Origin of the sequence: Steroidobacter sp., assembly GCF_016790065.1 — a bacterium.
GTDB lineage: Bacteria > Pseudomonadota > Gammaproteobacteria > Steroidobacterales > Steroidobacteraceae > Steroidobacter.
On the sequence record NZ_JAEUPY010000187.1, the window covers coordinates 1 to 4,401 of the forward strand.

General features: G+C 63.4%; 2 protein-coding genes. Both read left to right on the forward strand.

The features are described from left to right. Positions 1–2,338 (forward strand): serine/threonine-protein kinase (locus JNL55_RS08215; protein WP_293851825.1); only part of this gene is annotated, 2,338 nt, incomplete at its 5' end. Further along, positions 2,335–4,401 (forward strand): PEGA domain-containing protein (locus tag JNL55_RS08220; protein WP_293851828.1); only part of this gene is annotated, 2,067 nt, incomplete at its 3' end. The genes JNL55_RS08215 and JNL55_RS08220, both read left to right, overlap by 4 nt.

The following is a 4,401-nucleotide window of genomic DNA, read 5'->3' on the forward strand; positions in this document are numbered from 1 at the left end:
GGAGAGCGGGCAGGAGCTGTCTGCCAATCTAACGCTGGTGCGTCGCCTCGGTGCAGGCAGCAGCGGCGCGGTGTGGCTAGCGCACGATCGTGAACGGAATGGCTCCGTCGCGGTCAAGATTCTGTCGCCGGAGCTGACGCAGGACGAAGCGACCTGCGCGGCGTTACGCGACGAATGTGCGCGGGTCGCTGCGCTCACCCATCCGAATGTTCTACGAGTCGATGGGCTGTACCGAACGGCGCGTTACGCTTGGATCGCGATGGACTATGCGGATGGCGGCGATCTGACGCAGCTGCGCGGCGGTGCTTGTGACCAGATTCTGCGCGCGATCATTCCGGTCGCTGCGGCGCTGGCGGCAGCGCACGACGCGGGTCTCGTACATCGGGACGTGAAGCCCGCGAACGTTTTGTTAAGTGCCGAAGGCACGCCCTTGTTGGCGGACTTCGGCGCGTTTACGACGGGCTCGCCGTTTAGCGCCAGCCCGCAGCAGCTCGCTGGTGCGCCGGCCAGCGTCGCCGACGACATGTATGGTCTTGGCGCGCTGCTCTACGAGTTATTGTCGGGCTATCCGCCGTTTTATCCGGATGCGGTTGCGGCGCGAACTGTCAGTAGCGAGCCCGCGGCGCTGCCGGCCCACGTGCCCGCTGCCGTGGCGCAGCTGCTGGCGAGGTTGTTGGCGCGTCGGCCGGAGGATCGACCGGCGGACATGCGGTCTGTAGAAAGAGAATTGCGCGCGGCGCTTGCGAGTCTGCCGCCGCCTGCGATGATTAGCAGTATGAATGAGCCTGCCCCCATCAAATCTGCCGGTGTGAAGATCGAGCCGCCAGGCATGCGCCCGCCTCCGGGTCAGGGCGAGACTTTGCGTAGCGAATGGCAGCGCGCTCCCGAAGCGCGCGTCAGCGAAGAGGTCGCCCGTCGGCAAGGGTTCCGCCGCGGTCTCGGTGCATCGCTGGTTGCGCTCGGTCTGGTCGGCGTTGGCGTGGTGTTCTTCGTGCTGCCCAAGTTGATGGAGCGTGATAAACCGGCGAAGGCGCCGGTCGCCGCGGTGGCCGCGCCCAAGCCCGAAGAGAAGGCGGCTGCCGAGAAGAAGGCAATCGATTTCGCCGCGCTGGCCAAAGCCAAACAGGCCGCCGAAGAAATTCGCACCACTATCGACGAGCGGTTACAAAAGCTCACCGCGCGCGCAGCCATTCAATGGGGCGGCGAAGAGTTCACGCTCGCCAACTCGTTGCTTGCCGCCGCCGATCAGGACGTCACCGCGCGTGAGTACACGACCGCGGAACAGAAGCTCAAGGAGATTCCGCCGCTGCTCGATGTCGTCGAGAAGCGCGGGATCCAAGTCTTGGCGGAGCAGTTGAAGGCCGGTGCAACGGCGTTACAGGAAGGCCGCTCCGACGACGCCAAGACGGCGTTCGAACTCGCGCTCAAACTCGAACCCAACAACTCGGTCGCGTCACGCGGCTTGAAACGCGCCGGCACGCTGGATCAAGTGCTCGCGTTGTTGACGACTGCCGAGCGCCAGGAGAAGGACGGCAACGCTACCGCGGCGACGGAAAACTTCCGCAAAGCATTGGCACTCGATGCCGAGGCAATCCGAGCGAGCCAAGGTATCGCGCGCATCTCGTCGCGTCAGGCCTCCGACGCTTTCGCCAGCGAGATGGCGAAAGGCTACAGCGCACTCGCCGCCACCAACTATTCGCAAGCGCGCGAAGCTTTTGAAGCCGCGCGTCGCATTCGTCCGGATGCGCCGGAGATTCCGCAGGCATTACGGCAGATCGAACAAGAGCAGCGCACCGGCGTCATCGGCGTCAAATTGCAGCAGGCTCAGCAGCTCGAGTCGCAGGAGAAGTGGACCGAGGCGCTCAAGGAATATCGCACCGTGCTGGATCTCGATTCGACGGTGGCTGCGGCGAATGACGGCGTGGCCCGCGCCGGTCCGCGTGCCGCGTTGAACGAGCAGCTCGAACTGTATCTCACCCAACCTGAGCGGCTGTTCAGTCAGTCGGTGCGTGTGGTAGCCAAAGAAACCTTGGCGCGTGCCTCCGGCATCGCCAATCCCGGCCCGATTCTGAGCCGGCAGCTAAAGACGTTGGGCGAATGGCTGGCGCGTGCCGACGTGCCGGTGCCGGTTGCCCTGCAGTCGGACAACGTTACTCATGTGACCATTTATCGCGTTGGCGAGCTCGGAGCGTTCGAACAGCGTTCCCTGCAGCTCGTGCCTGGCAGCTATACCGTGGTCGGCACTCGACCGGGGTATCGCGACGTCCGGCGTGAGATCAGCGTGATGCCGGGAGCAGCGCCGGTGCCGGTCGTGATTCGCTGCGAGGATAAGATTTGAGCGAGCTGATCGTTCGCGAGGCCTTGGGCGAGCGCCGTTTCACGGCCACCGATTTCCCTATCGCGGTAGGCGGCCAAGGCAGTGCCATCGTCATGGCGGGACGGCCCGAAGGCGCCGAGGCTTATCTAGGGTTACACGAAGACCAGTTGTTCGTGCAGCCCGCCGATGGTGCGGAGGTGCTTCACAACGGCATCCGCGTGCAGAACTCGACTTGGCTGCGCAGCGGTGACGTAATCAACTTCGGCGCGGCCCGCATTCGACTGCTCGCGCAACGTGACAATCAGCGAGTCGTGGAAGTCGACGACGGCAGCAGCGGCAACATCACCGCGCCGCCCATCATCGAGCCTTCATCGCGCTTGCAAGGCGGCGAAGGCGATGCCGAGCGCATCGATGCTCTGCAGTTTCATCCCACCGGCCAGGTCAAACCCAAAACCCAAGTATCGTTCGATCTGAAAAAGATCGTCTTCGGCATCGCTGCGGCCATCGTCGCCGTGGTGTTGTGGTTCATCTTCACGGCGACTTCGGTCAGCGTGCGCACCGAACCGACTGCCGCGAATGTCGACATCACTGGCGGCGCATTACCTGCTGTGCGTTTTGGCGATCGAGTGCTGCTGCGTCCCGGCGACTACGCGATCAAAGCAACCTTGCCTGGTTACTACCCCGCGGAATTGCAGGCCAAGGTCAACAGCGAAACCAATCAGACGTTCGCGCTCAAGCTACAGAAGCTGCCGGGCAAAGTGCGTTTCGAAGTGCCGGCGCAAGCCAAGGTCACGGTCGATGGCAAGGAGCTCGGCGAAGCGCCGGCTGAATTCACACTCACGCCAGGCAAGCACACGGTCGCGATTGCAGCCGCGCGTTATCAACCTTTCTCTGGCGAAGTGGACGTCGTCGGCGCAGGCAAGAGTCAGACATACAAGCCGCAGTTAGTGCCGGCATGGGCGGACGTCACGATCAGTTCGGAGCCCGCCGGCGCGAAATTGTTGGTCAATGGTGAAGAACGCGGCGTCACTCCGCTGACCACGCAGATTCTGGCTGGCAATCATCCGGTCGAATTACAGCTCGCGGGTTTCAAGTCGTGGACCACGGACGTGCAAGTGAAGGCCAACGAGCCGTTGCAGCTGGGTCCGATCCGGCTCGGCTTGCCCGACGGCAAACTGGCACTGCGTTCCGAACCTTCCGGTGCGAGCGTGTCGGTCGGCGGTGTGTATCGCGGTCAGACGCCGGTGGCGTTGGAGTTGCGCCCGGACATCGCACACAACGTGGTGCTGACGTTGCCGGGCTACGAAGCGGCGACGCGTGAAGTCTCCATGACTGCTGGCGAGAACCGCACGCTGTCGGTGGCGCTGGCCGGTGTGTTCGGCGAAGTCACCGTGCAGGTGCAGCCCGCCGACGCGCAAGTGTTCGTCAACGGCAAACCCGTCGGCGCGGCCAATCAAAAACTGCGGCTGGTCGCGACCACTCAAGACATCGAGATTCGCAAGACCGGTTTCGTCACCTACAAGACCAGCATCACGCCGCGGCCTGGGGTGTCACAGAAGATCGAGACCACGTTGCTGACGCCGGAACAAACCAAGATCGCCTCGACGCCGTCCAACATTCGTAACAAAGCCGATCAGGCGCTGAAGCTGATGCCGGTGGGTTCTTTCACCATGGGCAGCCCGCGGCGCGAGCCGGGCCGGCGCGCCAACGAAGCGCAACGGAACGTGCAGTTCAAACGGCCGTTCTATATGGGCTTGAACGAAGTCAGTAACGGTCAGTTCCGTAAGTTCAAGTCCGAGCATCGCTCCGGCATCGTCGGTCAAAGCACGCTGGATCTGGACAATCAACCCGCGGTCAACGTGGCCTGGAACGACGCAGCGCTGTTTTGTAACTGGCTCTCGCAGCAGGAAGGGCTGCCGCCGGCGTACGAAAACAAGAACGGACGCATGATGGCCGTGCAGCCGCTGACCACGGGCTATCGGTTGCCCACCGACGCCGAGTGGGAATGGGTGGCGCGCTTCGAAGGCGGCGGCAAGTTCCGACGTTATCCGTGGGGCGAGTCGCTGCCGGTGACGCCGCGATCG